Source organism: Novosphingobium sp. AAP93, assembly GCF_001296055.1.
Taxonomy (GTDB): domain Bacteria; phylum Pseudomonadota; class Alphaproteobacteria; order Sphingomonadales; family Sphingomonadaceae; genus Novosphingobium.
Genome location: NZ_LJHZ01000025.1, coordinates 1 through 3,860 on the forward strand (window position 1 = coordinate 1; position 3,860 = coordinate 3,860).

Annotated in this window: 7 protein-coding genes; 3 read left to right on the top strand and 4 right to left on the bottom strand. The window is 58.4% G+C overall.

Going from position 1 to position 3,860, the window contains the following annotated elements; all coding sequences use genetic code 11:
- Window positions 1–354 (top strand): tyrosine-type recombinase/integrase (locus IP83_RS05305; protein ID WP_156309585.1); only part of this gene is annotated, 354 nt, incomplete at its 5' end.
- A 167-nt stretch (window positions 355–521) separates the two neighbouring features.
- On the opposite strand, the gene IP83_RS05310 is transcribed toward IP83_RS05305, so the two are convergent.
- Window positions 522–842, bottom strand: a complete 321-nt coding sequence (locus IP83_RS05310; protein WP_054121177.1) for a DNA-binding transcriptional regulator — start codon at window positions 840–842, stop codon at window positions 522–524.
- Window positions 839–1,231, bottom strand: coding sequence for a type II toxin-antitoxin system RelE/ParE family toxin (locus tag IP83_RS05315; protein ID WP_054121178.1), 393 nt, complete (start codon window positions 1,229–1,231; stop codon window positions 839–841). Before IP83_RS05315 ends, IP83_RS05310 begins: the two co-directional genes overlap by 4 nt.
- Window positions 1,232–1,317: 86 nt before the next feature.
- On the opposite strand from IP83_RS05315, the gene IP83_RS19860 reads away from it, so the two are divergent.
- Both IP83_RS19860 and IP83_RS19865 read left to right on the top strand, forming a co-directional pair.
- On the top strand, window positions 1,318–2,316 hold the full coding sequence (locus IP83_RS19860) for a hypothetical protein (protein ID WP_156309586.1): 999 nt from the start codon (window positions 1,318–1,320) through the stop codon (window positions 2,314–2,316).
- A 50-nt stretch (window positions 2,317–2,366) separates the two neighbouring features.
- On the top strand, window positions 2,367–2,786 hold the full coding sequence (locus tag IP83_RS19865) for a hypothetical protein (RefSeq protein WP_231624914.1): 420 nt from the start codon (window positions 2,367–2,369) through the stop codon (window positions 2,784–2,786).
- Window positions 2,787–3,001: 215 nt separating this feature from the next.
- Here the strand turns inward: IP83_RS19865 and IP83_RS05320 are convergent, their stop codons facing one another.
- Together IP83_RS05320 and IP83_RS05325 are read right to left on the bottom strand one after the other, a co-directional pair.
- A complete protein-coding gene (locus IP83_RS05320) occupies window positions 3,002–3,409 on the bottom strand; it encodes a DUF2442 domain-containing protein (protein WP_054121179.1) in 408 nt (135 codons plus the stop codon).
- Between the two features lie 7 nt (window positions 3,410–3,416).
- Window positions 3,417–3,656, bottom strand: coding sequence for a DUF4160 domain-containing protein (locus IP83_RS05325; RefSeq protein ID WP_082364501.1), 240 nt, complete (start codon window positions 3,654–3,656; stop codon window positions 3,417–3,419).
- Window positions 3,657–3,860: the final 204 nt, after the last annotated feature.

The following is a 3,860-nucleotide window of genomic DNA, read 5'->3' on the forward strand; positions in this document are numbered from 1 at the left end:
TACGGGCAGGCGCTGGGGCTGGAGCGGGTGGCGGAGATCGTGCGCGAGGCGGTCAACGACAGCGGCATCGGCAAGCGCGGCTCGTGCCACATGTTCCGCCACACCATGGCGACCCTGATGCTGGAGAACGGGGCGGACGTGCGGTTCATCCAGGCGATGCTGGGGCACGCCGACCTCAAGACGACCGAGATCTACACTCAGGTCTCCATCAAGGCCCTGAAAGCCGTCCATACCGCCACCCATCCGGCCAAGCCGATCAGAAGCAGGCTCGCCGCCCGCGCCGACGTCGCCGGCACTGAGGCGGAAACGCTGCTTGCCCTGCTCGATGCCGAGGCCAACGCCGACGAGGCATAGAGCGCGCTATCCGCGCGCCCTGCAAAGCCCGCAAAACCGCCGATCGCTTCCGCACCCGGCACAAGCGCGCGCGGATAGCCTCCCGCCAACCCCGCCGCATCCCGTGCTGCACGCGTGCGTGGGGTGTGTATCCCTGATCCCGGCTCGATGCGCAGCATCGCAGCCCCTCAAGCCAGCACTTGCAGGCCGTGCTTCTGGACGATGGCAAGGAGCTTGCAGGCCATGCCGCTGGGGCGCTTGGCCCCGGTCTCCCACTTCTCGACGGTGGACTCGCTGGTGTTGAGGTAGCGCGCGAACACGGGCTGGCTGACGTTGTTCGCTTCGCGCAGATGGCGGACATCTTCGGGGGTGAAGGCGGGCGGCACCGACAGGCACGTCTCGTCGAAATCGCGCATGGTCGCCTTGTCGATAGCGCCGACCTTGTGCAGCGCGCTGGCCGAGGCATGGATCGCGGCGAAGGCGTCGCTCTTGTACTTGGCTGTGCTCATGATGCGGTCTCCTGCGTGGCCGTCTCGCGGCAAATCTCGATCCAGTCCTTGCCCTTCAGCAACGCTTCCACCTGCACGGCAGTCAGCCCGGCATAGGCCTTGGCAAGTTGACGGAAGCCCTTCAGCTCCGCCTCGTCGATGTTGGCCCGGTCCTTCTTGGCGAACAGATACTCGTACACCCAGAAGGCCCCACCCTTGGCGAGCACGATCGAGCGGTAATCGTTATCGTGCAGCCGCTTCTTGAACACGCCGCCGCCCAGATCGTCGGCCTGCCCCGCCATGACCTGGGCAATGGCCTTGCACAGCGCCGTGTCGGTGATCCCGGCCTTGCGGGCCGCCTTGGCGAATCCGGCGGCCTTGAATGCGCGGGCGGGAGCTATGCTGGTCATGCGATTATGTAGCACTGAGTGCTACAAAAAGCAAGGTCGGGTCCTTCGCCTTGACCAGCCCATCGCAGCGCGTCAAACCTCTCGCCATGAAGGGGGCCTTGCAACCATCCCTGTCTCAGCCGCTGGCAGCCCTCGCGCCCAAAACCGCGTCAGGGGGTAAAATCCGCGCGCGCCGCTTTGCGCCCGCGTGGAGCGCAGACAAGCCGCTGTATCGATTCGGAAAAATCCGCCATCGCAGCCAAACCCGCGTCGGGCATCCTATACTCGCCAATACCATCGGGAATCTCGTAGCGGACGGGATCGCGGGGGGGCGGAAATCGAAAGCAGAGGATAGATCCGGGCGAATTTACAACCCGGAAACCGGCGAAGAGATCATTATCCCTTCGGCTAGGGAGAGCGCTCGCTATCTTGCGGAGTCAGCCGCTTTTCAAACGGCATCGTTGGGGGTTGGAAATGACCTGTTGGCAGTAACAGAAACTGGAATGATGCTGGCGCTCAATGATGTTGATCCGTCCTTGCAAGGTCAGCAGCGCGTAGTGTCGGATGGAGGTGTAGTAGCGACGGAAGCGGAGGAAGATTCTTTTACAGGAATTACGGTGACTGCGCCCAAGAAACACACTGCTGCATGGGACGCACTTGTTAAGCTTGGCCAAAAGTCCGGTGCCGACGCTTTGGCTGCTGCAAACTATGCCCAACGACACGTTCTACCTCGCTCGTTTGGTAAGTGCTATGCCTATGTGAAACGTGCGCTTCTAGCTGCGGGTGTGGCTCCAAATTATCTCTCTGGTGTCGCCGCAAAATCGGCAGGTCCCAACTTAGAGAGTTTGGGATATAAAAATTTGCTGGGAAATGGTGATTATAGATCTCCCTATGATGCTCCCGAGGGTGCTATTATCGTATACGACGCGACACGAGATGCGCGTTTTAATCCGCGTGATAAAGGATGGCCTTTTGGCCATATCGAATTTCGTACACATGATGGCTTCGCCAGTGATTATTTCAGTCGGAACGCAAGGACGGGTGCGCCATCAAATGGTATGACTGGACGTGGTCGAACAGTCATTGGCATCTATGTAAAACCTTGAGGGGAGTGCTTATGCCTCGCAACCTTTATTTGCTCGCTGGGCTCAGCGCGATGATCTTCGAGAATTCAGTCGCTTGCGCTAAAGCTTCTTCTGCGTTTCCTAATGCCACCATGATACAGATCGGTCAAGACTACCAGCTCTGCCAGAAAAATTCAGGTAAATCTGATAATATTACAGATTATCTTGCAGGAAGAATGGAAAAATTTAATTTAAGTTACTCTAAAAACAAGTTGAAAATCAGAGAAAAAAATTATGATTTAATCATAAAATGGTTTGCATGCTTAGTTAAATATTCTAACATTGGTGGTGATGAAGAGCTGGGTTATGCAGTTAGTCTTTGCGATTCATTTATAGATAGTGATAAGATCATGGCTAGGATATATTATCTATCCAAAAGAAATAGGGATGTTAAAGAGTTTCGGAGATATATTTTAGAATATTCTAAAAATATCGGTGTAGTTTGTAAGTGAGCGGAATTACGGTGCCACTTTACCAAATCCCCAATTCCCCCCTTCGTCAAATCCCGCCCGAATCCTGATCAAGCCCTTTGCCCTTCGAGCGCCGCACCACGAACGTAATCAACGGTATTCTTTGCAGACCGTACACGGCACCATCCCGTACTGCACGCGTGCGTGGGGTGTGTATCCCTAAGCCTGGCTCGATGCGCAGCATCGCAGCCCGGTCCCTAGCCGCCAGCGGACTTACGGGGACGGCCGCCCTTGGTTCCGTTCGCGCGGGCAGCGGCGGCCTTGGCCGCCGATCGCGCCTGTCCGGCGTGGCGAGCTATATAGGACCTGGTGCCGAAGAGGCCTGCCAGCAGGCCGGGGATCGACAGGTCCACGTCCAGGCTCTCCCAATGCAGGCCATAGCCGTTGCCGAGAACCTCGAACCGGGCGATCTCGTCATCGCTGGCATCCTCCAGTCCCTGCGCCAGGCGCGGGGGGAAGGTGAAGGAGCAACCGTTGGTGAGAGAAATCACTATCCGCCCCCGGCGGCGATCGTAGCGCGCGCGTGCGGCCCGAGGCTCGGCTTGCGCGGCGATGCGCCCGCGTTCCTCGGCAGCGGCGAGTTGGGCTTCGCTCAATTCAACCATGCCAGGCTCAACCATGGATCTCTCTCCAACGTGACAGCAGATAGTGCTGTTGTTCGACCACAATCTGCATGGCGTGACGGACATCGCCGCGCTTCATGCCTTCGATGGTCACGATCTCCGGCGAGCCGTCAGCCCCGAGCAGGTTGATCTTGGCGTGCCCGTCGCCGAACACATGGACATGGGCTGGCGCGTGGTCATCGACGAAGATGATGAAGCGCAAGCCCTGGGCGCGGTAGACGGTAACCATGACTGCATATAACCTATCGTGATGGGTTTCACAATGCGTGCGCCGCTCTGCGCACGAGATGGCGACTCTCTTGCCACCGCCTGTCAATCACGCCACACCTTCGCGCATGAAGGGGGCTTCACGCATAATCCTGTCTCAGCGGCTGGCGGCCCTTGCGATCAAAACCGCGTCAGGGGGTAAAATCCGCGCGCGCCGCTTCGCGCC